The sequence below is a fragment of the Methylobacterium brachiatum genome, from assembly GCF_020523825.1.
Lineage (GTDB): Bacteria > Pseudomonadota > Alphaproteobacteria > Rhizobiales > Beijerinckiaceae > Methylobacterium > Methylobacterium brachiatum.
Window position 1 is genome coordinate 451,946 of sequence record NZ_JAJALK010000001.1, and the last position, 25,253, is coordinate 477,198.

Annotated in this window: 24 protein-coding genes; 18 read left to right on the top strand and 6 right to left on the bottom strand. The window is 68.2% G+C overall.

Annotated elements, in window-relative coordinates; genetic code table 11:
* Positions 1 to 34: 34 nt before the first annotated feature.
* The 10 genes from LGR69_RS02180 (at position 35) to LGR69_RS02225 (ending at position 11,637) form a co-directional block, all read left to right on the top strand.
* A complete protein-coding gene (locus tag LGR69_RS02180; RefSeq protein ID WP_230365032.1) occupies positions 35 to 619 on the top strand; it encodes a hypothetical protein in 585 nt (194 codons plus the stop codon).
* Positions 620 to 622: 3 nt separating this feature from the next.
* Complete coding sequence (locus LGR69_RS02185; protein WP_230365033.1) at positions 623 to 1,720, top strand: AAA family ATPase; 1,098 nt, start codon at positions 623 to 625, stop codon at positions 1,718 to 1,720.
* A 64-nt stretch (positions 1,721 to 1,784) separates the two neighbouring features.
* Entirely contained in the window at positions 1,785 to 3,761 is a 1,977-nt protein-coding gene (locus LGR69_RS02190) for an AAA family ATPase (protein ID WP_230365034.1), read from the top strand.
* A gap of 13 nt (positions 3,762 to 3,774) precedes the next feature.
* On the top strand, positions 3,775 to 5,133 hold the full coding sequence (locus tag LGR69_RS02195) for a hypothetical protein (RefSeq protein WP_230365035.1): 1,359 nt from the start codon (positions 3,775 to 3,777) through the stop codon (positions 5,131 to 5,133).
* Positions 5,130 to 6,497, top strand: a complete 1,368-nt coding sequence (locus tag LGR69_RS02200; protein ID WP_230365036.1) for a peptidoglycan-binding protein — start codon at positions 5,130 to 5,132, stop codon at positions 6,495 to 6,497. Before LGR69_RS02195 ends, LGR69_RS02200 begins: the two co-directional genes overlap by 4 nt.
* A gap of 12 nt (positions 6,498 to 6,509) precedes the next feature.
* Entirely contained in the window at positions 6,510 to 7,799 is a 1,290-nt protein-coding gene (locus tag LGR69_RS02205; protein ID WP_230365037.1) for a hypothetical protein, read from the top strand.
* A gap of 56 nt (positions 7,800 to 7,855) precedes the next feature.
* Positions 7,856 to 8,605, top strand: coding sequence for a hypothetical protein (locus tag LGR69_RS02210; protein WP_230365038.1), 750 nt, complete (start codon positions 7,856 to 7,858; stop codon positions 8,603 to 8,605).
* Positions 8,606 to 9,603: 998 nt separating this feature from the next.
* Positions 9,604 to 10,632: a hypothetical protein gene (locus LGR69_RS02215; protein ID WP_230365039.1), complete on the top strand. Its 1,029-nt coding sequence runs from the start codon at positions 9,604 to 9,606 to the stop codon at positions 10,630 to 10,632.
* Positions 10,623 to 11,138 carry a hypothetical protein gene (locus tag LGR69_RS02220; RefSeq protein WP_230365040.1) on the top strand — a complete coding sequence of 172 codons (516 nt, stop codon included), beginning with the start codon at positions 10,623 to 10,625 and terminating at the stop codon, positions 11,136 to 11,138. The genes LGR69_RS02215 and LGR69_RS02220 overlap by 10 nt, the downstream gene beginning before the upstream one ends.
* A 160-nt stretch (positions 11,139 to 11,298) precedes the next feature.
* Entirely contained in the window at positions 11,299 to 11,637 is a 339-nt protein-coding gene (locus tag LGR69_RS02225; RefSeq protein ID WP_230365041.1) for a hypothetical protein, read from the top strand.
* 62 nt (positions 11,638 to 11,699) lie between these two features.
* Here the strand turns inward: LGR69_RS02225 and LGR69_RS02230 are convergent, their stop codons facing one another.
* Entirely contained in the window at positions 11,700 to 13,847 is a 2,148-nt protein-coding gene (locus tag LGR69_RS02230; protein WP_230365042.1) for a TonB-dependent receptor, read from the bottom strand.
* Between the two features lie 490 nt (positions 13,848 to 14,337).
* Here LGR69_RS02230 and LGR69_RS02235 point away from each other — a divergent pair, with 490 nt between their 5' ends.
* The 6 genes from LGR69_RS02235 to guaA all read left to right on the top strand — a co-directional run bounded on the left by LGR69_RS02235 (position 14,338) and on the right by guaA (position 19,936).
* Entirely contained in the window at positions 14,338 to 15,243 is a 906-nt protein-coding gene (locus LGR69_RS02235; protein WP_230365043.1) for an aldo/keto reductase, read from the top strand.
* Positions 15,233 to 15,976, top strand: a complete 744-nt coding sequence (locus LGR69_RS02240) for an NADPH-dependent F420 reductase (RefSeq protein WP_230365044.1) — start codon at positions 15,233 to 15,235, stop codon at positions 15,974 to 15,976. Before LGR69_RS02235 ends, LGR69_RS02240 begins: the two co-directional genes overlap by 11 nt.
* A 7-nt stretch (positions 15,977 to 15,983) precedes the next feature.
* On the top strand, positions 15,984 to 17,345 hold the full coding sequence (locus tag LGR69_RS02245; protein ID WP_230365045.1) for an NTP/NDP exchange transporter: 1,362 nt from the start codon (positions 15,984 to 15,986) through the stop codon (positions 17,343 to 17,345).
* Positions 17,346 to 17,486: 141 nt separating this feature from the next.
* Positions 17,487 to 17,867, top strand: a complete 381-nt coding sequence (locus tag LGR69_RS02250; RefSeq protein WP_007564276.1) for a hypothetical protein — start codon at positions 17,487 to 17,489, stop codon at positions 17,865 to 17,867.
* Positions 17,864 to 18,283 carry a hypothetical protein gene (locus tag LGR69_RS02255; protein WP_007564278.1) on the top strand — a complete coding sequence of 140 codons (420 nt, stop codon included), beginning with the start codon at positions 17,864 to 17,866 and terminating at the stop codon, positions 18,281 to 18,283. The genes LGR69_RS02250 and LGR69_RS02255 overlap by 4 nt, the downstream gene beginning before the upstream one ends.
* A 96-nt stretch (positions 18,284 to 18,379) precedes the next feature.
* A complete protein-coding gene (guaA, locus tag LGR69_RS02260; RefSeq protein WP_007564280.1) occupies positions 18,380 to 19,936 on the top strand; it encodes a glutamine-hydrolyzing GMP synthase in 1,557 nt (518 codons plus the stop codon).
* Between the two features lie 81 nt (positions 19,937 to 20,017).
* Here the strand turns inward: guaA and LGR69_RS02265 are convergent, their stop codons facing one another.
* From LGR69_RS02265 to tsaA, 5 genes are all read right to left on the bottom strand, one after another.
* Entirely contained in the window at positions 20,018 to 20,443 is a 426-nt protein-coding gene (locus LGR69_RS02265; protein WP_091857619.1) for a type II toxin-antitoxin system VapC family toxin, read from the bottom strand.
* A complete protein-coding gene (locus LGR69_RS02270; RefSeq protein ID WP_230365046.1) occupies positions 20,443 to 20,685 on the bottom strand; it encodes a type II toxin-antitoxin system Phd/YefM family antitoxin in 243 nt (80 codons plus the stop codon). The genes LGR69_RS02265 and LGR69_RS02270 overlap by 1 nt, the downstream gene beginning before the upstream one ends.
* Before the next feature lie 94 nt (positions 20,686 to 20,779).
* The gene (locus tag LGR69_RS02275; protein ID WP_007564286.1) at positions 20,780 to 21,388 is read right to left on the bottom strand and encodes a LysE/ArgO family amino acid transporter; all 609 of its coding nucleotides are present in this window, start codon (positions 21,386 to 21,388) and stop codon (positions 20,780 to 20,782) included.
* A 259-nt stretch (positions 21,389 to 21,647) separates the two neighbouring features.
* Complete coding sequence (locus LGR69_RS02280) at positions 21,648 to 22,340, bottom strand: SGNH/GDSL hydrolase family protein (protein ID WP_230365047.1); 693 nt, start codon at positions 22,338 to 22,340, stop codon at positions 21,648 to 21,650.
* The gene (gene tsaA, locus LGR69_RS02285) at positions 22,337 to 22,834 is read right to left on the bottom strand and encodes a tRNA (N6-threonylcarbamoyladenosine(37)-N6)-methyltransferase TrmO (protein ID WP_230365048.1); all 498 of its coding nucleotides are present in this window, start codon (positions 22,832 to 22,834) and stop codon (positions 22,337 to 22,339) included. Before tsaA ends, LGR69_RS02280 begins: the two co-directional genes overlap by 4 nt.
* Positions 22,835 to 22,945: 111 nt before the next feature.
* Between tsaA and LGR69_RS02290 the strand changes: the two genes are divergently transcribed.
* The gene (locus LGR69_RS02290) at positions 22,946 to 24,439 is read left to right on the top strand and encodes an AMP nucleosidase (protein WP_091857634.1); all 1,494 of its coding nucleotides are present in this window, start codon (positions 22,946 to 22,948) and stop codon (positions 24,437 to 24,439) included.
* 160 nt (positions 24,440 to 24,599) lie between these two features.
* Positions 24,600 to 25,193 (top strand): hypothetical protein, encoded by a 594-nt coding sequence (locus LGR69_RS02295; RefSeq protein WP_230365049.1) that lies wholly within the window; start codon positions 24,600 to 24,602, stop codon positions 25,191 to 25,193.
* The last annotated feature ends 60 nt before the right edge of the window (positions 25,194 to 25,253 follow it).

Below are 25,253 nucleotides of genomic sequence, written 5' to 3' on the forward strand. Positions count from 1 at the left end.
TCTTTACGCTCAACAACGTTCAGGAACCGGACGGATGTCGAACATTGAGCATCAGGCTCAGGCGCAGAACAAGACTGCCGGCCAGAGGGCGCCCGCGTCCGCTGGGGCTCCGGCCAAGCCGCCGCTTTCGCCGAGTGTGATCGCCTTCGCCGGAGGCATCGTAGCCGCTGGCGCGATCGCGGGGATCCTGCTCCTGGGCGGCGGCGAGAAGGTCGGCACGCCCGAGCGGCCTGCTCTGAGCCTGATCAAGAAGACCGATATCGATAAGGCTTCCGACACGCTGGCGCCCGAGGAGAAGGACAAGATCGTATCCGAGGCCAAGGCCTGCCAGGCGCCCCTCGCCAACATGCGCATCTCGAAAACCACCGCCGGCGCCGGCGGCGTGGTCCGCATCCGGGCAGGAAACTACCTCTCGCCGGCTTTCAACGTGGCCGATGGGCCGATCAACGTCGCGGTGCCGTTCCCGGGCCCCTACGAGGCCGGCAAGGGCGAGGTCGTCATCGAAGGCGCGGCCAAGGACGTGTTCGTCGAGTTCACGCCCGGCCTGAAGATCGACACGACCGCGGGCGTCCGGCGGGTGCCGGTCTTCTGGGACACCAGCAAGCCGTGCGGGGGCTGAGGGATGTCGAAGCAGGCCATCATCCCGTTCGTCATCTCCGGACTTGCCGTCGCCGTCCTGACGCCGCTGCTGCTGAGCACCGACTACGGCCCGGTCGCCTGGTGGAACGCCGCCGGAACGGAGATGAGATGGCGGGCCGCGATCGGGATCGCCGTCGGCCTGTTCGCTGCGCTCGGCCTCCTGGCGACCGCGACCGCCGCCCGCAAAGCCGAGGCCGCCCTCGGTCAGCCCGCCGGCGGGATCATGAGCCTGCCACGCCTGATCCTCGCGCCGCGCCGTGTCGTGGAGCCGCGCTTGCCCGAGGACGTCATCGCCACCCTCGAGGGCATGGTCGGACTCGCACCGGTCAAGCGCGAGGTGAATGCCCTGATCGCCCGGCTCGAAGTCGAGCAGCGCCGGCGTGCGGAAGGTCTCCCGGTTTCGGCGATCAGCCAGCACATGATTTTCACCGGGCCTCCCGGCGTCGGCAAGACCGAGGTCGCCCGGGCGATCGGCGAGATCTTTCGCGCCCTCGAAGTCCTGCGCCGGGGCCATCTCGTCGAGGTCGATCGGGCCGGGCTGGTGGCGGGCTATGTCGGGCAGACCGCGGCCAAGACCCTGGAGAAATGCCAGGAGGCGCTCGACGGCATCCTGTTCATCGACGAGGCCTACACGCTCGCGGGCGGGGGCGGCGGCAACGACTTCGGCAAGGAAGCGATCGACACCCTCCTCAAGTTCATGGAGGACCATCGCGACCGGATCATCGTGATCGTGGCCGGCTACACGAACGACATGCGCCGGTTCATCGACACGAATCCGGGGCTCGCCGGGCGCTTCACCAAGACGATCGAGTTCCCGCCCTACAGCCCGAAGGATCTGTGCGAGATCCTGAAACGGATGGCTGCCCGCCAGCACTTCGCCCTGCCCGACGGGTTCGAGGCGGCGCTGACGCCCTGGCTCGCGCAGCGCGCCCGCGCCGAGGATTGGTCGAATGCCCGCGAGATGCGCACGCTCCTGGAAAAAGCCCGCGAGGCGCAGGCGGCCCGCGTCGCCGTTCATGGCGGCGACCTGAGCCGTCTCGAGATCGTCGATCTGCTCCGCGCGACGGGTGAAGACGCCTGAGGACGAGGCCCTACCCGAACCGCGCAACGCTGCGCCCGCCCAGCATCAAGGCTCGTCAACCCCCATGGAACGCCTCGACAAGCATCCTGCGGCCGTCTTCCTGGTGATCGCCGGCGGCGCGACCGCCCTCCTTCTGGCCCTTCGGCCGGACCTGCTCGGCCCGCTCATGGCGACGCCCTCGGCGCTGCTGCGCAACGGCCTGATCCTCGGTGGTCTCGCGACCGGCCTGCTGGCGGCGAGCTACATCCCGGCACGCATCGAGAACATGCGGCGGGCGCTGGACCAGGCCCGGGCGAGCCGGAAGATCCGGCCGATCCAGTTCGTGGATGACGGGGCGGCGGTGGAGAAGAAGGATCTTCTCGCCACGGCGCTTGCGACCCTGGACGGCATGGTCGGCCTGGCGCCGGTGAAGCTGGAGGTCAAGGGCGTCATCGCCCGGATGCAGGTCGAGCAGCAGCGCCGCGCCCAGAACCTCCCGGTGGCGGCGATGAGCCAGCACATGGTGTTCACCGGGCCACCGGGCGTCGGCAAGACCGAGGTGGCGCGCGTGCTCGGGACCATTTTCAAGGCATTGAAGGTGCTGCGTAAGGGACATCTGGTCGAGGTCGACCGCGCCGGCCTGGTGGCGGGCTATGCCGGCCAGACCGCGATCAAGACCCTGGAGCGCTGCAAGGAGGCGCTCGACGGCATCCTGTTCATCGACGAGGCCTACGCCCTGGCGCCGGGCGGCGGGGGCGGCAGCGATTTCGGCAAGGAGGCGATCGACACCCTCCTCAAGTTCATGGAGGACAATCGCGACCGGATCATCGTGATCGTCGCCGGCTACACCAACGACATGCGCCGGTTCATCGATACGAATCCCGGTCTGGCGAGTCGCTTCACCAAGACGATCGAGTTCCCTCCCTACAGCCCATCGGAACTGGCCGAGATCCTGAAGCGGATGGCCGGGAGCCAGGGCTTCGTCCTGCCGGACGGGTTCCAGAAGGAGCTGATCCCCTATGTCGGCGCGCGGTCCAAGGCCGAGGACTGGGCCAATGCCCGCGAGATGCGCACGGTGCTGGAAAAGGCCCGCCAGGCGCAGGCGATGCGCCTGGCGGCCAATCCAGGCGGCGACATCAACCGGCTCGAACTGTCCGACATCGCCGCGGCGCTGGGCCGTCAGGCGGCCGGCGCGGTCGACATGGACGAGGCCCGGAAGGTCATCGCGCGTCTGGACGCGATGATCGGGCTCGCGCCGGTCAAGCAGCAGGTCAAGACCGTGGTGGCGCGAGTCCTGGTGGATGCCAAGCGGCGCGCGGAGGGCATCGAGGTCGGCGCGGTCAGCCAGCACATGGTGTTCACCGGACCGCCCGGCGTCGGCAAGACCGAGGTCGCCCGCATCATGGGCGACATCTTCAAGGCCCTCGGCGTCCTCCGGAAAGGCCACGTGGTCGAGGTCGACCGCGCCGGCCTTGTGGCGGGCTATGTCGGCCAGACGGCGACCCGGACGCTGGAGCGCTGCAAGGAGGCGCTCGACGGCATCCTGTTCATCGACGAGGCCTACACCCTGGCCGCCGGCGGCGGGGGCGGGGGCGGGGGCGGCAGCGATTTCGGCAAGGAGGCGATCGACACCCTCCTCAAGTTCATGGAGGACAATCGCGACCGGATCATCGTGATCGTCGCCGGCTATACCGACGACATGGCCCGGTTCATCGACACGAATCCGGGGCTCGCCGGGCGCCTCACCAAGACGATCGAATTCCCCGCCTACGATCCGTACGATTTGGTCGAGATCCTGCGCCTGATGGCGTCGCGGCAATCGTTCCGCCTGCCGCCGCGCTTCGAGACCCTGCTGATCCCGTGGATCGAGCAGCGCGCCCGGGCGCGCGACTGGTCGAACGCGCGCGAGATGCGGACGCTCCTGGAGAGGCTCCGCGAGGCCCAGGCCATCCGGCTGTCGAGCGATCCGCTCGGCGATCACGGGCAATTCGAATTGGTGGATGTCGAGCGCGCCCTGCAGGGCCGCGGCGGCGGCACCGTGTATCCGGCGACGGCGTCGTGATCCGGTCGAAACGATGAGCGTCGCGCGAGAGGATTGGCTCCGCGCGCACGGAGCCTTGTGGTACGGCGATGCCCGCTACCGGATGGCGTGGTTCGTCCTGCCGCAGGCCGTTACCTGCGCGGTGGCCGGCCTGTGCCTGGCGCTCGCCGCGCACGGCGAATGGGGCCGGCCGGCGACCGCCTCGAAGGAGCGGCTCGCGGAACTCACGGCCCTGCGCGATCGGGCCGGAAAGAGCGGCGACCGCAAGGCGTTCGAGGAACTGAGCGCGGCAGCCGCGCGCAACCAGATCGACGCGTCGACCAAGCTCGGGACGCTCTACGATCCCCTGACAGCCCCGTATTTTCCGAAGAAGCCGTCGCCGGACGACTTCTCCCGGGCCACCGCGCTCTACGGCCCGGGTGCCGCCGCCGGCGAACTCCTGGCGGTCACGCGTCTCGCCGACGTGCTCCTCGACCCGGCGAATTCCAACGGCGACCTAAAGCGCGGCTGCCGCCTCGCCCAGACCTGGATCGACGATCCGGAGACGCTCAACCGCACGATCACCGGGGAGGAGCGCCTCACCGTCAAACTGGCCAAGTGCTACGTCCACCCCGAGAGCGGCTTGCCGCAGAACCCGGTCCGGGCGGGCGAATTGGTGACCGCGGTGCTGTGGCGCAAGCATCGGCCGACGATCGACGCCTTCATCAACAATCTCGGCGCGCAGGACCCGGCGCTTGTTACCGGCATCCAGCGGCACCTGGCCGAGCAGGGGCGCTACATCGGCCTCGTCGATGGGCGTGCCAACCCGGCCCTGATCACGGCCCTGCAGGTCGAGGCGGGCATCAAGGATACGGTCGCCACCCCGAGGCCGGAGCCGCGCCGGGTGACGCCGAGCGGACCGGATCCCGAGGTGCGGGCGCTCGCCGGCGCGGCCCGGACCGATCGCCAGGCATTGGCGCGCCTGAAGAGCCTGGCCGAGTCCGGGAATGCCGACGCCCTGATCTTCTATGCCGACCTGTTCAACCCGGTAAGCAACAAGGGTGAGGTCTTCGCGCCGGATGCACAGGTCGCCGTCGCCTATTACGAGCGGGCCGCGGCAGCAGGCCAAGGCAGGGCCGCCTCCCAGGCCGCCGCGATCTACGACGAGGGCTGGGGCAACGTCGCGAAGGATCCCAAGAAGGCCGCAGCGCTCGCGATACAGGCCGTCGATCTCAAGGACTACCAGATGGAATTCTGGCTCCTGTTCGAGGAGGGCAGCAGCTGGAGCGGCGCCTTCTGGGGGGCGCTCCAGGCGGAATTGAAGGCCCGCGGCTTCTACACGCTCCCGGTCGAGAACAAGCGCAACCCCGCCGTCATCACGGCCGTGCGCGCATATCTGAAGGCAAGGTCATGAGCGGCACCGATCGAGTCAGAGCGCACGCGGCGCTCTGGTACGCGGATGCGCGTTACCGCCTCGCCTGGCTGGTCCTGCCTCAGGCCGCCGTCGCCCTCGCGGCCGGCCTCGCCCTCGCGGTCCTGAAGCCGACCGGCGAATGGGGCAAGCCGGCCGACAGCAAGGAGGACGAGAAGCTCTACCACGAATTGCTGGATAAGGCCGGCAAGGATGGCGACAAGGCCGCCTTCGACAAGCTGAAGGCCGGGGCGGATGCCGGCAATATTTCGGCGCGCTCGTTCCTCGGGACGCTCTACAATCCGGAATGGGCCTCGCTCTACCCGAAGAGCCCGGTGAAGGCCGACGCGGCCAAGGCCCTGACCTACTACCAGCAGCCCGCCGACCTCGGTTATCCCGGCGCCCAGCGCGGCATGACCGAACTGCTGCTCAATCGCGGGCGCGGTCAGTACGACCTCAAGCGGGGGTGCCGCTACGGCCTCGCCTTCTACGGAAATCCGGCCGCGATCCGGGACAACCACTTCGATTCCTGGTCGACGCTGTTCTGGATCGCAGGCTGCTATATCGACTCGGACAGTGGCGTGCCGCGCGACGCGCAGAAGGCCGCCGACATCTACATGGATACGGTGGCGGCCAAGCTGCCCCTGTCCGTCACGACCTTCACCGACGACCTCGGACGCCAGCCGCCCGATCTCGTGGCGGCGATCCAGCGCAATCTCGCGCGCCGCGGCTTCTATTCCGGTCCGGCCGACGGATCGGCGACGCCGCAGACGCTCGCGGCCGTGCGGGCGTTGGCCGGCAAGGCTGCCGGAACGGGCGGCGGAAACACCGGGAGGCCCGCGGGCAACACGCCGCCGGCACCGCCATCCGGGCCGAAGCCGACCGTCGAGGAACTCATCGCGCTCGCCAAGAGCGCGACCACCAACGCTGCCGACGAGGCGAAGCTCCGCGACCTGGCGGAAGGCGGCACGATGGTCGCGCAGTACCTCTACGCCCAGCTTCTGTCGCCGACCAACACGGTCCAGCGGATCACCGCCCCCGATGCCGCCCGGGCGATACAGTATTTCGAGCGGCTGGCGCGCGAGGCGTCCTTCGCCCCCGCCGCGACCTCGGCCGCCTTCCTGTACGATATCGGCGCCCCGAACCTGCCGCGCGATCCCGAGAAGGCGGCGGACATGACGATCCGCGCCCTCGAGCTGAAGGACGCCGACATCCTGAAGAACATCGAAGAGGACAAATGGGGCGCCGGCTTCTGGGCCGCCCTGCAGCAGCGCCTCGCCCAGCGAAACCTCTACCAGGGCCGTATCCTCGACCAGCGCAACGACCGGACCGTCCAGGCGGCGCGCAGTCTCCTCGGCAAGCAATAGGCGGCGGGCATCATGGCTCTCGATCGTGTGACGGCTCGGATCCGGACGGCCCGGTATCGGCTCGCCCTGCTGCTCAGCGCCATCGCGGTCGGCCTCCTCCTGCCGGAGGCCGCGCAGGCCCAGATCCGTGTGCGCCAGGCCGATTGCTTCCTCGAGGCCGACGGCAAGACCTACATCGACGGTCCCTGCGAGTTCCTGACCGACCCCCGCAGCTACGGGAATGGCGGCTTCCGCCTCGCCAGTTACGAGAACGGCTATCTGCGCTACGGCGCGGTTGTCACGGTGACGGCTCCCGGCAGCGGCATGGCGACCTGGACCGAGAGGCCCGGATCAAAGCCCGACGATGGCCCCTCCGACATTGTCAGATCCCCCGGCGGCGCCTGCTGGACCGGATCGCGCGTGCGGGCCTGTGCCTGGAAGATCGGGGAAGGCCGTCCGGGCTTCACGGCACCGGCGGCACCACCCGATCCCGGCACGGCCCGCACCGCCGATTGCCTGCTGGAAGTCGGGGGCGAAACCCGCATCGATGGGCCATGCCAGTTCCGGCCGGATACCGGGCGCGACGGCGGGCGCGGGTTCGAGGTGCGCTCCTATGTCGGCGGCAAGCTGGACATGATCGCGCAGCTCATCCGCGATCCCAAGGCACCGCTGGAGGCCACCGGTTTCTGGAACGGCCGTTCCGGCGCGCTCCGGGCAGCCGATCCCCTCGGCGGCCTATCTCCGAACGGCCCGTGCTGGGAGAACGGCGATGTCCGGCTCTGCGTCTGGCAGCCGGGCCAGCCCCGCGGCGCCTGGAACCGGCGTGCCGGCGACCGGCCGGCCGAGGCACGATCGGCGCCTGCCCCGGCGCCGCCCCCGCCCGCGCCCCGCGACACCGCGGAGGCGAAGGATCCGCCGCCCGGTACGTTCCTGAAGCTGTCCTTCATGGGCCGCTGCGAGTCCCTGGTGATGGACGGGGAGGACCTCACCGCCATCTGCGTCCCGGCGGCACAGAACACCTCCGTCATCGGCAGCGCGAAGGCCGGGTTCATCTTCGGCACCACCGACGGCAAAGCCATGGCGTTCATGGCGTCAACGAAGGGCTTCGTCGAAGGCGGCACCCTGCACCAACCCATCGACGAGCTCGTCTACGCCGAGCGCGACCAATCGACGATCAAGGTCAAGGGCACCTGCGAGATGCCCAACCCGATGGGCGGCCCCGTGGTCATCACGTGCAACGCCCAATCGGCGAACAGCACCTATGCGGTCCGGTTCCGCACCGACGGCAGCAAGCCGACCCTGGAGCAATCCGCACCGAAGTGAGCGTCTCGCCACGGACAGCGAGCACCCCGACCGCGTCACATCCGAGGAGCAAACCCATGGGACAAAGCATCCTGAGGACGGCCGTAGCTGCGGGCGTCTCGGTGGCGCGGTCCGGCCTCGCCGGTGCCCTCGCGCTCAGCCTGACGCTGCCGTCCTGGGCAGAGACCGTGAGCATGAACGCCCGCCCGGGCCAGCGGGCCTTCCTCCAGGGCTTCACCCATTATTTCCCGGATCAGGGCTGCCGCTCGCAGGCGGCCTCGATCGAGCTCGTCGCGCCACCGCGGGGCGGACGGATCGAGCAGCGGCGCGAGTTCAAGGTCCTCAGCGGCAAGCTCGATCAGACCGGCGGTTCGATCGACGTCGTGGACGGCTGCGAAGCCGTCAAGAAGGATTCGATGTCGATCTACTATACGGCGCGGCCCGATTTCTCCGGCCTCGACACGCTGTCCGTCGCCGTGACCTTCGGAGACGGTTCGACGGTCCCCTACACGTTCAGGATCAAGGTGGCGGACGTCGAGCGTCGCCAGGCTCCGGCGGTGACGCGAGCGCCGGCCCCGCGCGACGGCGACCCGGGTCGAGCAGCCCAGACAGCGCGCGAAGCCCCGGCGGAGCGAGCGGCCAGCACAGGCGATTTCCTCCGCGATACGGCTCGCCAGGCAACGCCCACGTCCAGACCCGCCGCGGCTGCCGCGCCTCCGAAGGCGGCCGCCCCGACCGAGACGGACGCCCCGATACCGCAGCCTCCTGCGCCGCGCGAGATGATGCCGCCCCCGAGCCCTCGGCCGCCTGCCATGCCCCAGCTCTGACAAGCCCGGACCTGCGCCGGATGACGGGGTCACTACTCAACGTCCGCGAAGATCGCAAGATCTTCGCCCGACCGCGATGTCCGGGCGGCACCGTAGATGCCGCGCCATCGAATGGAGCCCGGAGATGACGATCATCATCGGATCCATTCTCGCCGCGGGAGCCCTCTATGGGGCGGTTTACGTTTATCATGTGCGACGAGCGTTGCATTCCGCAGACCGCAATCACTTTCCCAAATCAATATTTCTTGCCTATACGGCTCTACAGGCGTCCTTGTTTATCATTGTTTTGACAGCATGCGTCTGGTTGGTGTTCCAGCTGATGTCGTAAGCATAGCGCAAGGAGTTGGTGGATATCGCATTCTGGCGGCTACAGACCGTTGTGGTCCGTCGTCCGAACCGGAGGGCGCAGATCACTCCTGGCGGGCGCTCCCGGGGCATACAATCGGATTGCCTCGCCGAAACCCGGTGTTTGCTCAGCCTCGCAACGCGGTCCGGCCTTGATCCGCGACCACGCGCAAAACCCAGCAGAGCCCCCATGTCGAACGCTCGGAAGATCCCTTCGTGGTCTTCGGCACCGAGATCGTGGATCTTTGGGTAACGCTGGTTGAACCTGGCCGGGGTGGCCGCCGCCGCCCCGCAGATCAACCCGATCCGAAGACACGATCCGAGTGTTGATCCGATCCCGACGCAGGTGGTGGCGCCGAGGGGTTGCTCGCCCGGACGCAGCCGCTGGTCGCTGCCGGAATGCAGGTCTAGGCGCTCCTTGCCCCGTCAGGTGCGGGTCCATCGGCCTATGACCGCGCGCTCGCGGCCAAGCGCGCCGCTCTCGGGTGCCGGCTACCGATCTATGAGGACCGAGCCCAGGGCACGGCGAGCATACGACCCGGCCGCCCCGGCACGGTACCCCCTCCATCTGTACGATTTGACGGTCCGGTCGCAGCCCGATGTTGTCTGCACGCATTCATGGGCCAACGTGCCAGAAGACCGGATGCGAAAGAATGTGGCCGGTCGTCTTCAAACGAGACGCGGCACTTGCTGTCGTCCTGCCTGACCGGTCCCGCCTGTTCGCGATGCGGCTCGATCTTCAACGGCGAAAACCCATGACGACGATTCCATGGACGTCTCGACAGAGCGGACGGGTCGAGCGCGAGGGCAAGCAAACGACTCGGGAGGAGGTGACGATGCGATGGTTCGACCGTGGGTCCGGCGCCGCCGTGCTCGGTGCGGTCTTGGCCCTCAACCTCGCCGCCGCGGGGCGGGTCGCCGCGCAGGCGCAGCAATCGGTGCCGCGCGTCGAGTCCGCCGTGACGGATCTGCGCTTCGTCCCTTTGAGCGATCTGCCGCGCGCCCCCGAGCGGCGGGCGACGCGCGACGCGTGCAACGATGTTCCGGTGCCGGCGCGGTCCGAGGCAGCACGATCGGTCGCCGAACGCGGCTGGTCGATCACGGGGGAGGCTGCGCTCGGCCGCTACCGGGCGGTCAGCTTCGCGGGTTCCCTAGGCCGCGGTCCAAGCGGCACCTGCCTGATCGGTGACGGCAATGTCGGCGTGTTCGACGGGCAGCGTCTCGTCGCCCTAATCTACGGGCGCGACGGGGCGCAGCGTATCGGCCGTATCGGCGCGCGCGACGACGGCACCGTCCGAATCTGGGACGGTGATGTTCAGCGTTTGCCGGTCGGCGACCTGACGGTGCATGCGGACGGAAGCCTCCTGCTGGCTTCGCTCCCGAGCGAAGACACCGTCTGTGGGGGACGCGGATCGGTGCCCGCCATCACCACCATGCCGATCGACAAGGCGCGGGCCGCCCTGATCGCCAAGGGCTGGACGCCAATTCGCGGCGCACCGAGCCCGGATTCCCGAGAACAGGACCTCGCCCGGCAGGGCATCATCGAGGTCGACAGCTGTTCCGGGACCGGACTGGCCTATTGCGCCTTCGCGTATACCGGCCCGGCGGGCAGGCTCTCGGTGACGACCATCGGCGACGCGGAGATGCCCGAAGTGTCCGCCTACGAGGTGACGTGCCGATGAGCCGATCATCCCGCGGCGGATTGCCGATCCTGGTGACGGGCATGCTCCTGTGCGGCCCCGCCTCAGCCGGGTCACCCGTCCAGCACTATAGCAACGACCGCTTCGGCTTCTCGGTCGATCTTCCGGCCGAACTGATCGCGGAACCGCCACCCGATAACGGCGACGGACAGGCCTTCCACGCCCCCGACAACACGTTGCGCGTGACCGTCTCGGGCCTGAACAACGCGCTCGATCAGACTCTGACGGACTTCATTGCGTCCGACCGCGCACGCTGCCGGCACCAGCCGCCGGACTACCTCCTCGAGCGGCCGGACCGCATCGTCTTTTCCTGCATGACGGCGGACGGCATCCTCTATCAGAAGACCATCCGGTCGGGCCGCGGGACCGACACGGCTTTCGTCAGCCTGCGCATCCGCTACCCTGCCAGCGAAAAAGCCCGGTGGCAGGCGGCGGTTGTCACCGCGTCGAACACCTTCCGGATCCTGGCTTCAGCGCGGGAGCGATGAGGGCGCGACATTCTCCACGGTTGCGGGCGACTGACGCGCGTTTGCGATCGGCGACCGACGCACGCTAGGTCCGAAATCCGGCGACATTTTCACCGCCCACCCGGTGACCCCTCCCGCAAATGATGCTTAGGCGGATCATCCCGAGCCGCCGGAGGTGCCGATGAAGCAGATTGAGGCCATCATTGCGTGGACGCCCGCGCGATGGGCGGAGCTGAAGCCCGAGACGGCGGGGCAGGTCGTCGTGGTGCCGGTGCCGGACGAAGCCGGTACTTCCAAACGCTACATGATGCGGGCGGGCGCCAGCTCCTCGGCGCTGGCCGCATTGTCGGACGAGGCGCGGATCGCCCGGCTGTTCATCGATTTCCAGACGCTCGTGGTCCGCGACGGCCTCGACCCGCAGGACGTCCACCGCGCCTTCCTGGCGATCGACGAGTACCGGTTCCGGATCGCACCGGACACCGAGGGCGCCGAATTCGAGGACCCGCCCGAGGAGGATTGAAGCCGCCGGTGAGACCGCGGTCGGACTGGGCCGCTGCGCGGTCTCGACGGCAGCCGACAATTTCAGAGGTCGGCCGTCAGCGACAGTTTGAAGGTGCGCGGCATGCCAAGGATCAGTTTGCCGGCGCCGGTCGAGGCGTAATAATCGCGGGCGGCGACATTCTCGACATTGAAGCTCGCGATCAAAGGTGTGTCGTTGATCGTGAACCGATAGCGTATACCCAGGTCGAAGCGCGTCCAATCCGGGATCTTCTGGGTGCTCACCTGGTCGTAATACTGCGCGGCCGTGTAGAGCACCCGACCCGCCAGCGAGGCGCCTGGAAGCAGATGGCGCGGCAGGTCGACCTCCGCGGTAAGATTGAGTTGCACCGCCGGAACGCCGGGCGCGACCTTGCCGTCGAACGCACCGCCGGCGGTTTTGACCAGCCGGCCGTCGAGCAATGTGATGCCGCCCAGGAGGCGGATGCCATCGACCGGCGAACCGAAGACGTTGAAATCGATACCCTTATTGTGCTGCTCACCGGTCAGCCCGTAGATGCGGGTGACCGGGTCCAGGAACGGTGACGGCAAGGCGATGTCGTAGAAGGCGAGCGTCAGGCCGAGTTCGCCGAGATCGAACTTGGCGCCCGTCTCGAGTTGGGTGGACACGGTCGGCGGGAAGACCGCGCCGGCATTCCGGGCGTCGCTGGGCGCCGTCGGACCGAGGCTCAGACCTTCGGCATAGCTGGCGTAGAGCGACATCCACGGCACGGGTTTGACCACCATGCCGGCGAGCGGCGTGACGGCACTCTTGGCGTAGGTGGACGCCAAAGCGGCCGTGACAGGATCGTAATTCCTGTTTTCGACGGATTGCCCGCGGACCCCGACGATCAGATCGATGACGTGCGGGACGACCGATACGGTGTCGACTGCCGCCAATCCCTTCAGCTCAGCCGGTTGCTGCGCGACGATTCTCGGAATGCGGGCGAAGTTCGGCGGCAGGCTCGCCAGGGGCCTGTAGAGGTTGGAGACCACGGACGGCCCGAGGCCGGACGCGTATGGATTGTCGTTGCTGTACGCCGTTCCCACGATGGCGACCGCATGGTGGACGGTGCCGGTGTCGAAGCTGCCGCGGATTCCAGCCTCGGCCGTAAGCTGCGACTGTCGATCCGGGAAGAGGATCGTCCGCCCGTTCAAGTCCCCACGGGCATTGGTGATCGTGAAGGTGGGATAGGTGAAGAACTCGCTCGTCCGTGAGCCGCCGAAGGCCGCGAAGAGCGTCCAGTCCGGCGCCACGTCGTATTCCGCCCGGGCCACGGCAAAGCCGGACTCGGAATCCGTGAAAGCCCAGCGCGGCTGCTGGTTGATCGTGAGGTCCGGTGCCCGCGGGACCGCTATGCCGGGCAGGATGCTGAAGGCTCCCGTCGGGCTGCGGTAGGCGAGGTTGTGATAGCCGGCATCCAGGCTGAAGCGGAACGCCTCGCCCCGGTAATCGAGCCCCAGCGTCGCGCCGCCGTTCCGGATCGCCTGCTGATCGATCGGGGTCTGGCCGTCGCTGTAGAACGCGTTGAGACGCACGCCCAGCGCATTGCCCTCGCCGAACCGGCGACCGACATCGACCTGGGTGCTACCGCTGGCGCGCGACATGTAGGTCGTCGTGACCCGCGTGACCGGGACGTCGCCCGCGCGTTTGGGGATCAGGTTCACGACACCCGCGACGCTGCCGTTCGGCGGAAATCCATACAGGAACGCCGCCGGGCCGTGTTGAACTTCGAACCGCTCGATGCCTTCGATGATCGGCTTACGCGCATCGCTGATGCCGTAGAGGCCGTCGAAGGCGAAATCGCGCGAGTTCAACACGACGCCGCGGACGAAGACGATGTCCTGGCTGCCGAACGGGGGTTGGGCTGTGCGGACCGCGGGGTCGTTGGCGAGCACATCGGCGACGGTGCGGGCACCCTGGTCGCGGGCCAGCTCGGCCGCGTAATTGTTCTGCGTGAACGGCGTCTCGAAGATGCTTCGGTTGCCGAGCAGGCCGACGCGGCCTTGCGCAGCCACCTGCCCGCCCGCGTAGAGCGGCGACGGCTGACCGATCGTGCCGGAGGTTGGCGGCCGGCCGATGCCCGTCTGCGTCACGCTGAGTTCGTCCAGCATCACCGCGTCTGCAGGCTCCTGCGCGACAGCCGGCGTGGCAACGGTCGCCCCGACAAGTATCGCGCACGCCGACGCCATCGAAACGAGATATCCGTGTCGCGATCCAGGTTCCGCAACAATCATGATTCTTGATACTTCGTAATTTGGAGCAAAACGCGCGGAACCGTCGAAATAATTGATCGAACATGCTCGCGGCATGTCGGCGATATCGCGATCGATATGAAATGAGTCAAGAATTTTATTCGTATTATTGAGTTAGAAAATTTCTAATTATCTGATGATCATGAGTTAATTAGGGTAAAATGTGTATTATAACCGATCAAAAACATAATCTTTCTATCGAAAATATGATCTTGAGGACATGAGTTGCGACGTGCCGACATTTACTGAAGCCGCGCTCTATATCCCGTGGCTCGGATCGCGCAGCCCACATGTCATCTTCGGATCTCGCAGCGGCTTCACGACCTCCTCGCAGCCGACGCTCGCGCAAGCGTGAGAATAACGAATACACTTCTCCCGAGAACCGCCCTATCTTCCGGTTGTGTCCTGACACCGCCGGAGGCCGGCCATGCCTGTATCCCGTCGTGCCGTCATCGCGGCCGCTGCCCTCGCGCCCCTCGGGGGGCGCCTGACCTGGGCCGCGGAGCCGCTGATCCGGCGGCCGATCCCGTCCAGCGGCGAGATGCTGCCGGCGATGGGGATCGGGACGTCCCGGCGCTACGAGGTCGAGCCCAATGCCGAGGCGGTGGCGCCCCTGAAAGCCGCGGTGCAGAGCTTCGTGTCGCTCGGCGGCTCGGTGATCGACACCGCGCCGAGCTACGGCACAGCCGAGGACGTGCTCGGCCTGATCCTCGCCGAGCCCGGCTTGCGCCAGAAGATCTTTCTGGCCAGCAAGGTCGACACCCAGGGCCGCGACGCGACGCTCGCCGAGTTCGAGCGATCCCTGAAGCGCATGAGGGTCGAGAGCCTCGATCTCGTGGCGGTCCACAACCTGATCGACGTGAACGAGAATCTGGCGGTCCTGCGCGACCTGAAGCGGGACAAGCGGATTCGCTATGTCGGCGTCACGGTCTGGAAGGACGGCCAGCTCGACGCGCTCGAAGCCGTGATGAAACGCGAACCTCTCGACTTCATCCAGGTGAATTACGCCATCGACAACCGGGCCGCGGCCGAGCGCGTGCTGCCGCTCGCCGCCGAGAAGGGCGTCGCCGTGATGACCAACGTGCCCTTCGGCCGCGACCGCCTGTTCAAGGCGGTGCAGGGCAAGGAGCTGCCGCCGGTGGCGAAGGATCTCGGCTGCACCAGCTGGCCGCAGGTCTTCCTGAAATACGTGCTCGGCCAACCGGCCGTGACCTGCCCGATCCCCGGCATGGCCAAGGTCGCCTATGTCGAGGACAACCTCGCCGCCGCCCGGGGCCCGCTTCCCGACCAGGCCCAGCGCAAGCAGTTGGAGAGCTTCATCGATGCGGTCTGATCGCACCACGCGGCGCGCTGCGCTCGCCCTCGCCGCGGGCTTCTCCTTCGCGGCCGCCCTTCCGGCGCTGGCCCAAGACAGTCCCAAGAAGATCCGGATCGGGGTGATCGGGGCCGGCAATATCGGCGGTACGATCGGCACCCTCTGGGTCAAGGACGGCCACGAGGTGATGTTCGCCTCGCGCCATCCGGACACCCTGGCGCCGCTGATCGCCGCGCTCGGGCCGAAGGCCAAGGCCGGGACGCCCGACGAGGCGATCAAGTTCGGCGACGCCGTGTTCGTGGCGGTGCCGTACAAGGCCTATCCGGACCTCTCCAAGGACCTCGCCTCCGCGCTCGCCGGCAAGGTCGTGCTCGACGCCGGCAATGCAACGCAGAAGCGCGACGGCGCGCTCTACGACGAGGTCCAGGCGAACGGGATCGGGCCGACCTCGGCCAAGTATCTTCCCGGCGCCAAGCTGGTCCGGGCGTTCAACGCCGCCAACTACAAGGTGTTCGCGAAGGCGGGCGCCGATGGCGGCAAGGACCGGCCCGGCGGCCGGATGGCGATCCCGATCGCGGGCGACGATCCGGCCGCGCTCAAGGTGGCCGAGGGTCTCGTCCGCGATGCCGGTTTCGACCCGGTCGTGGTCGGTTCGTTGAAGGACGCCGACAAGTTCGCCATGGGCTCCCCGGGCTTCGGCCACGAGGCGACCGCGCCCGAACTGCGCGAGAAGCTCGGGTTGGGGAAGTAAGGGGCGCGTGGCCGAGGCTTCGACTCCCCGCGGCCCGCTGGCGCGCCTGATCGACATCCGGCCCGGCGAGGGCCAAGCGCTCGCCTGGTCCTGGGCCTACATCTTCTCGATCCTGGCCGCCTATTACGTGCTGCGCCCGATCCGTGACCAGATGGGCGTGGCCGGGGGCATCGAGAACCTGCCCTGGCTGTTCACCGCCACGCTGGTCGGCATGCTCGCCCTCAACCTGCCCTTCGCCTACCTGGTGAAGCGCATGCCGCGGGCGCGGTTCGTGCCGATCACCTACCGGTTCTTCGCGGCCAACATCGTCGCCTTCGCGCTGACCCTGTACCTGGCGCCTCCCGATTGGGGCATCTGGATCGGTCGGGTGTTCTTCGTCTGGCTGTCGATCTTCAACCTGTTCGTGGTCTCGATCTTCTGGGCCACCATCGTCGACGTGTTCTCGAACGACCAGAGCAAGCGCCTGTTCGGCTTCATCGCGGCCGGCGCGACCCTCGGCGCCATCGCGGGCTCGGCCACCACGGCGATCCTCGCCAAGAACGTGCCGACCTGGGGGCTGATGCTCTGCGCGGTGGTGCTCCTCGAAGTCGCGGTGTTCTGCATGCGCGGGCTCGCCGCCCTGTCGGCGCGGCTCCACGCGGTGCCGGGCAGCGCCGACATGGCCCATGACGGCCAGGACCGCACCATCGGCGGCAGCGTGCTGGCCGGCGTCACCCGCACCCTCGCGTCGCCCTACCTGCTCAATATCTCGCTGTTCCTGCTGCTGTTTTCCGTCACCTCGACCTTCCTGTATTTCGAGCAGGCCGGCATCGCCAAGAACAGCTTCCCGGACCGGGGTGCCCAGACCGCGTTCTTCGCCAGCGTCGACCTCGCGGTGAATGTGCTGACTTTGGGCGTGCAGCTGTTCCTGACCGGACGGATCGTGAAGCGCCTCGGCGTCGGAGTCACGCTGGCGCTGCTGCCGGCCTTCAGCGTGCTGGGTTTCGCAGCCTTGGCCGTCTCGCCGACCATCGGGGTGATCGTGGCGTTCCAGGTCCTGCGCCGGGCCGGCAATTTCGCCATCGCCAGGCCGATCCGGGAGGTGCTGTTCACCGTGGTCCCCCGGGAGGACCGTTACAAGGCCAAGAGCTTCATCGACACGGTGGTCTACCGCCTCGGCGATCAGGTCGGGGCGTGGTCGTTCACGGGTATCCAGGGGCTCGGCTTCGGCAGCACCGGCATCGCCGGTATGGCGGTGCCGCTCTCCGTGGCCTGGCTGCTCAACAGCCTCTGGCTCGGCCGTGCCCAGGATCGGCGGCGGGCGGCTCTGGATGTCGATGGCACCGAGCCCGCGCCGGTGCCGGTCGCGACGCCGCGCCCCGCGATCTAGCGGGTCTCATTGCGGCCCGTCCAGGCGTCGGGGCGGGTGTCGACGGCCCGCCGGATGCGCCATACATCGCCAGGATGTTAAGCGGCGGTTTACCATGAAGCGCGAGGTCTCCGGATCGGCTCAGCGGGGAGCGGGGACGGCATGACGTGTGCGGCGCAGCCGGTTGCAGGCCCGAGACTCCGTGCCCTGGCGCTGCTGGCGCTGCTGGCGGCCACCCCGGTCCCGGCCGTCGCGGAGGAGCCGCTGTTCATCCGCATCCGTCCGTCCCCCGAGGGCGAGCGCGCCGCCCGGGAAGCCCTCTGGGCGCGCCGTCAGGCCCATGCCCGCGCGGTGATCGAATCCGTCTGCACCGGCTGCCTCGGGGCCTGGAAACCGGAGCCGGCGCCGCCGCCGGCTGCGACGCCGGGTCCCGTGCAGGCCAGGATTGCGGACCTGACGGCACCCGCAGGGCTTGAAACCGACACCGGCTCCGGGGCATCCGGGCCAGCTTCCGATCCATCGCTTCCCGAGAGCCAACCATGACGCAAGCGCACCCGACCAGCGGCGCCGAGCCCGAAGTCGATTGCCCCGTGAGCCTCGAGGTTCTGGGCGAGGTCTACCGGGCCGACGAGTTCGACCTGCCGATGATCCTGGAGCAGATCCCGCCGCTCAAGCGCGCCCAGCTGGCCGCCTACCTCTACGGCAAGAGCCACATGCACAAGCTCGGCCTCAAGGTCGCCCGGTCCTGCGACCGGGAGGACCTGATCCGGGTCGCCGGCGAGATCGGCTCAGTGATCCACGGCCAGGCCCATCTGAAGCCCGCCAAGCCGGCGCCGGCCGCCGCCCCGGAGCTGCGCGCCAAGACCCTGCCGGGCCAGAAGAAGGTCAGCCTCGCAGGGGCTCCGGCCAAGCCCGCGATCAGCCTCGGCGGCTCGGCCAAGGTCCGCAACTTCGACTGACTCTACCCGCGTCTGGCGCGGGCCTTGCGCGGCGATCCCCAGCCTGAGACGGGCGCATGCGTTGCGTGCGCCCCGACCTTCGGATAATCGCCCGCGATGAACACCGACCACGACAAGATCCTGATCGTCGATTTCGGCTCTCAGGTGACCCAGCTCATCGCCCGACGGGTGCGGGAGGAGGGGGTCTATTGCGAGATCGTGCCCTTCACCAAGGCCGAGGCCGCGTTCCGCGAGCAGAAGCCGAAGGGCGTGATCCTCTCCGGCGGCCCCGAATCGGTGACCGTCGAGGCGAGCCCCCGGGCACCGCAGCTTGTGTTCGAATCGGGCGTGCCGGTCTTCGGCATCTGCTACGGCCAGCAGACCATGGCGGCCCAGCTCGGCGGCGCGGTCGAGGGCGGGCACCATGCCGAGTTCGGCCGGGCCGAGGTCGAGATCCTGGCCGATTGCCCGCTGTTCAACGGCGTCTGGCACAAGGGCGAGACCTACCCGGTCTGGATGAGCCATGGCGACCGGGTCACGAAGCTGCCGGACGGCTTCACCACCGTGGCGATCTCGAAGAACGCGCCCTTTGCGGCCGTGGCCGACGCGGCACGCAACTACTACGCGGTGCAGTTCCACCCCGAGGTGGCCCACACCCCGCACGGCGCCCTGCTGATCCGCAACTTCGTGCGCGACATCGCCGGCTGCTCCGGCGACTGGACCATGGGCGCCTATCGCGAGGAGGCGATCGCCAAGATCCGCGAGCAGGTCGGCTCCGAGAAGGTGATCTGCGGCCTCTCGGGCGGCGTCGATTCGGCCGTGGCGGCCGTGCTGATCCACGAGGCGATCGGCGACCAGCTCACCTGCGTGTTCGTCGATCACGGGCTGCTGCGCCTCGGCGAGGCCGAGCAGGTCGTGGCCCTGTTCCGCGACCACTACAACATCCCGCTGGTCCACGTGGAGGCGAGCGGCATGTTCCTCTCGGCGCTGGACGGCGTCAGCGACCCGGAGGTCAAGCGCAAGACCATCGGCCGCCTGTTCATCGACGTGTTCGAGGCCGAATCCAAGAAGATCGGCGGGGCGGCCTTCCTGGCGCAGGGCACCCTCTACCCGGACGTGATCGAGAGCGTGTCGTTCACCGGCGGCCCATCGGTGACGATCAAGAGCCACCACAATGTCGGCGGCCTGCCCGAGCGCATGAACATGAAGCTCGTGGAGCCGCTGCGCGAGCTGTTCAAGGACGAGGTCCGCGTCCTGGGCCGTGAGCTCGGCCTGCCGGACGCCTTCGTCGGCCGCCACCCGTTCCCGGGCCCGGGCCTGGCGATCCGCTGCCCCGGCACGATCACGCCGGAGAAGCTCGAGGCCCTGCGCAAGGCAGATGCGATCTATCTCGACGAGATCCGTCAGGCCGGCCTCTACGACACGATCTGGCAGGCCTTCGCGGTGATCCTGCCGGTCAAGACGGTGGGCGTGATGGGCGACGGCCGTACCTACGACCACGTCTGTGCGCTGCGCGCCGTCACCTCGGTGGACGGCATGACCGCCGATTTCTACCCGTTCGACATGGCCTTCCTGGGTCGCGTCGCGACCCGGATCATCAACGAGGTGAAGGGCATCAACCGGGTGACCTACGACATCACCTCGAAGCCGCCCGGCACGATCGAGTGGGAGTGACGGGCGGGCGTCCTTGATTCGGATCACCTCGGCTGCAGCCGCGAACGTGTGATGCAATCTTATGCGTCGGGGCGGCTCGGTTCACGCCAACAGTTGAGTCGGAATGCCGAGCGCCGGCCCGGCAGCAGCTAACCGTTGGTCGAGCGTATGCACCGTGGCGCCGTGCTCCGACGCAACAGCGAGGTGCAATGCGTCGCCGCCCCGAAGTCCGAGGGAGTACTGGTCCGCGAACTTCGCTGCCAAGCGGAAATGGCTGGTCGTCACGCCAAGGACAGTGAAACTCTCGGCGAACAGTTGGGCGAATATGGCGAGTGCCGCCGCACGCTGTTCCAAGTTGACCTGTTTCGTCCGCACCTTGATGGCCATGGCCGAGGACATTTCGGTGATGGTCCAATCACTGATCAGAAGCTCGGCTTGGTTTTGCTCGGCCAGCCACGTCTGAACACGGGACGTCATCGCTTCATTCGAGAGCGCCGCGACGATCAGCGACGTATCGAGATAGATCATCAGTATCGGTCGCTGTCCCGCATCGACCGCACGAGATCGACGGCGCCTTCGGATTGTGGCGGCATCGCTGCCGTCAGCGCTTGAAGCAGCGCGAGGTCGATCGGCTTCCGCGGCTTCGTTACGGCTGTCAGGCGAGCAACCGGCTTGCCGCGACGGGTGATCTCAATCGAATCGCCTGCCGCGACCCGGTCGACCAGGGCGCTCAGTTGGGCCTTGGCATCTGCCAGCGTGATCGCGTCCATGCCGTGCTCCTGCCTATCGCAGTTCAAGTAGCGTGTTGCGCTTCGCAATTCGAGTTGGCCTGATCAGAGCCTGTCCGGAAAGTGCGACCTGTCGTTACGGCCCGCTCAGCAGCAACTCGGCCGCGATCACCCACATGGTGAGCGCGATCACGCCTTCGAGCACGCGCCAGGCGACCGGCTTGGCAAAGAGGGGCCGGAGGATGGCCGCGCCGTAGCCCAGCGAGAAGAAGAACGCGACCGAGGCCGTCATGGCACCGGCCGCGAAGGCGGGTTCCTGGCCCGGGAAGCGCGTCGAGATCGAGCCGATGAGCAGAAGGGTATCGAGATAGACGTGCGGATTGAGCCAGGTCAGCGCGAGGCATGTCGCCAGCGTCCGTCCGAGGCCGGCCGCGGATCCCGGCGCGGGTCGCAGCGCCTCGGTGGCCGCGAAGGCCGACCGGAGGCTGCGCGCCCCGTACCAGATCAGGAAGGCCGCCCCGGCATACAGCATCGCCGGCCTCAACCAGGGGGCGAGGACGACGAGGCTTCTGAAGCTGGTCACGCCCACCAGGATCAGGAGCGCGTCGGAGGCCGCGCAGGTGGCGCAGACCAGCGCCACGTGCTCGCCGCGCAGGCCCTGGCGCAGCACGAACGCGTTCTGCGCGCCGATCGCCAGGATCAGCCCGGCGCTGACGGAGAAACCGGTCAGGTAGACTTCGAACACGCGCTGTCGCTCATCGAGGGTCGAAGGTTCACGCCGCCGTCACTTCAACATCGCCATCGCCAACGCGGCGAAGCAGACGAGGGCAGCACGCGATCGCAGGACGTAGCGCCACACGAGGTTGCTTCGCTGCGCGCGCATTGACGGTGAGGATGGCAGATCTCTCAAAGCCCAGGTCGCAGGGGAAGCACGATCGCGTCCGGTGGGCCGGCACAAGCGATCGCTCTGCAGCCGGACGCCCTGCGCGCTCTGCACGCATCGCTCACGGCCCGCATAGGACCGGCTCCATGGCTGCCATGGCGGGCCGGTAGGCGGCGAGGTGCAGGCCGTCCCGGAGCGCGCCGGGCTTGGCGTACCCGGTGTCGCCGTCGCGGAGCATCGCAAACGGGTCCGCGAAGGCGCAGCCGAGGCGGGTGCACAGGGTGTGCAGGCGTTGCGAGTAATCCGGCACGGCCGCGGCATCGAGGAAGCGAGCACTCTCGCGGCCGATGGGGGGTAGGGCAGTGACGACCACCCGAGGGCTCAAGGCCTGCAGGCGCTTCACGATCGCTTCCGCACTCACCGCGAAGCGTGCCGCCGCCTCGGCCGAGCGCGGGTTGTTCTTGAGCAGGATGTCGTTGGTCCCGATCGTCAGCGCAGCGACTTTCGGATCGTGGCGGAAGATCAGGCCGGCGAGGTGATCCTGATAGGCCGCGGCGGTCGCGCCGCTGAAACCGCCATTGACGAAGTCCAAACCGCAGGGCCGCTGGCCGCCGGGCTGCAGTTCCACCTGGGAGTCGCCGGCCCAGAACATGTAATCCGCCGGCGTCTCATCCAGGCTGACTTGAACGGCGATGCCGCGCATCACCGCGTAGGCGCGGGCATCCGCGGCGGGCTTGTGCAGGTGCCATCCGGCAAGTCCGCCGAGCGCCAGCAGAACGAGGCCCGCGAGGATTGCGGAAAGGAGCCGCCTCACGGTTCGGCGCCGGCGCGGTCGACCTGCGCCTCGGGTCGCGAATCCGTCGTCGCGTAATACGGCTTGATGTCGAGGAGCGGTGTTCCGTCCAGGCAATCGAGCCCGCGCACGCGTAGACTATCGCCCTCCCGGGCGATCAGCTCGACCACCGACAGGGCGATCGGGTTGGGTCGGGCCGGGGAGCGCAGCGAGAAGGTCCCGCGCGGTCCGTCGGCGTGGCGCGGCTGCTGCACGATGAGACCCCGGGTCGCCCGATCCATCCAGTAGAGCAGGATCAGATGGGTGCAGCCCGTGATGGAGCGCAGGCCGGGCGCGTAGGCCGCATCCACCTCGACGGTGCAGACAGCATCGCTCTGCAGGCCGTTCTTCGGGCAGTCCTGCCGCGCCTGCCAGGGGGTGCGCAGCCGGCCGATGAAGTACAGGCCGGCATCGAAGCGCGCGGGCAGCGCCGCCATCTCCTCGCCGGGACGGATCCCGAACTCGTCCGTGCCCATGCATCCTCGCTCCAAGAACGCCGGGTTCTCGGGCAAGCGCCGTCTGGCCGCAAGCCCGGGTCGCGCGGCCGGGCGGGGCGGTGTAGATCCGGGCCGGGGACGGGAGGGTTCATGATCGAGCGGGAATTGCGTCCGATGCGAGCCGTCGCCGATGCCGGCAGCGCGGTCGACCGTCTGGCCGAGCTCTATGACGGCGCCGCCGAGGCCCTCCGGCAGGCGCTGGAGCGCTACCTCGCGGGCGGTCCGCCGCCGGACGCCACCGAGCGGCTCGCCTTCCGCTATCCCGAATTGCGGATCAGCTACCGCCCCGCCGGCCCGCTGCCGCGGGTGCGGCGGGCGACTGCCAAGCTCCAGGCGGCCGGAACCTACGCCACCACGGTGACGCATCCGGCCTTCTTCCGCCATTACCTGACCCGGCAGCTCCAACCGCTGATCGACGATTACGGCATCCAGATCGAGGTCGGCCTCAGCGCGCAGGAAATCCCCTATCCCTACGTCCTGGAGGCGGGGCTCGATGCGCGCGGGAGCGCGGTGGACGGCGCCGAGCTCGCCACCTACTTCCCCGTCCCGCTCCTGTCGCTGGTGGGCGACGAGATCGCCGACGGCACCTTCGATCTCGCCCAGGGCGAGCCGCTGCCGCTGGCCCTGTTCGACGCCGTGCGGGTCGATTACTCCCTGCGCCGCCTGGTCCATTACACCGGCTGCGATTGGCGCGAGGTCCAGCCCTGGATTTTGCTGACCAACTATCACCGCTACGTCGACCAGTTCGTCCGCCACGGGCTCGAGCGCCTGGCCTCGGGCGAGGAAGGGTTCGAGCGGCTGGTCCTGCCCGGCGGCATCTCCGTGAGCCGGGCGGAAGCGGCCACGGCCGATCCCGCCGCGGTGATCGCCGCCTCACCGTGGCACCGGCACCAGATGCCGGCCTATCACCTCGTTGCCCGGGGCGCCGACGGGACCATGCAGGGCACGAGCCTGGTCAATATCGGGGTCGGCCCTTCGAACGCGAAGACGATCACCGACCATCTGGCGGTGCTGCGCCCGGATTGCTGGCTGATGGTCGGCCATTGCGGCGGCCTGCGCCAGTCGCAGACCATCGGCGACTACGTGCTCGCTCACGCCTATCTCCGCCGCGACCGGATTCTGGATGAGCTGGTGCCGCCGGATGTGCCTGTGCCGGCGCTCGCCGAGGTGCAGGTCGCGCTCCAGAGCGCCGCCGCCTCGGTGACCGGCGAGCAGGCCGACGCGCTCAAGCGTCGCCTGCGGACCGGCACGGTGGTCACCTACGACGACCGCAACTGGGAGTTGCGATTCAGCCAGGAGCGTCGGCGGATCAACCAGTCGCGCGCCATCGCGGTCGACATGGAGAGCGGCACCGTGGCCGCGCAGGGCTTTCGCCTGCGCGTGCCGTATGGGGCGCTGCTCTGCGTTTCCGACAAGCCGCTTCACGGCGAGATCAAGCTGCCCGGCGCCGCCAACGCCTTCTATGACCGGGCGGTCTCCGAGCATCTGCGGGTCGGGCTGGCGGCCCTCGACGCGCTGCGGGCCGACCGGCACGGCCTGCATTCGCGCAAGCTGCGCAGCTTCGACGAGCCGCCGTTCCGATAAAGCGCGTTCCCCCGCGCATACGGACAAGCTTTCGCGGCCTTTCGGTGCTGCATTGCCGAACAGCGACGGACTGACACGCCACAATCAATCATCGAACGTGGATACGTGGGATCGATGGCACGTTGAAAAGTCATACTCCTCTCGAGGATTGGACTTTTCAATGAAGCGCTTTGCTCTCGCATCGACGGCACTTTTGGCAGCTTTCGCCTTCGTTCCCGGGGGCGCCGACGCCCGCGGGTTCGGCGGCGGCGGCGGTTTTCACGGCGGCGGGTTCGGTGGTGGCGGCTTCCATGGTGGTGGCTTCGGCGGCGGCGGCTTCCGGGGCGGCGGACTGGGCGGCGGTGGACTTGCTGGTGGCGGGTTCCGCGGCGGCGGTCTAGGTGGCGGCGGCTTCCGCGGTGCCGGTCTCGCCGGTGGTGGGTTTCGTGGCGCGGGTGTCGGGGCACCGGGGATCGGTGTCGGCCGGGGCTTTGGCGGTGGCGGTTTCCAGCGCGGCGGAGGCGTCTATGGCGGGCGCGGCGTGATCGGAAACCGCGGCTTTGCCGGTCGGGGCTACGCCAATCGCGGTTATTACGGACGGGGCTATGGCGGCTACGGGCGCGGCCTCGGTTACGGCTTGGCCGGCGTCGGACTTGGGCTGGGCGTCGGCTACGGCCTGGGTGGTTTCGGCTACGGCTATGACGATAGCTGCGCCGGCGGTTACGGCTACGGCTACGATCCGGCCTATTGCAGCACCTACGGTTACGGCTACTGAGCGTCGCACCTCTTAAAGTGGCCTCTCGACGGAAAAGCCCGGCCGGCAACGGCCGGGCTT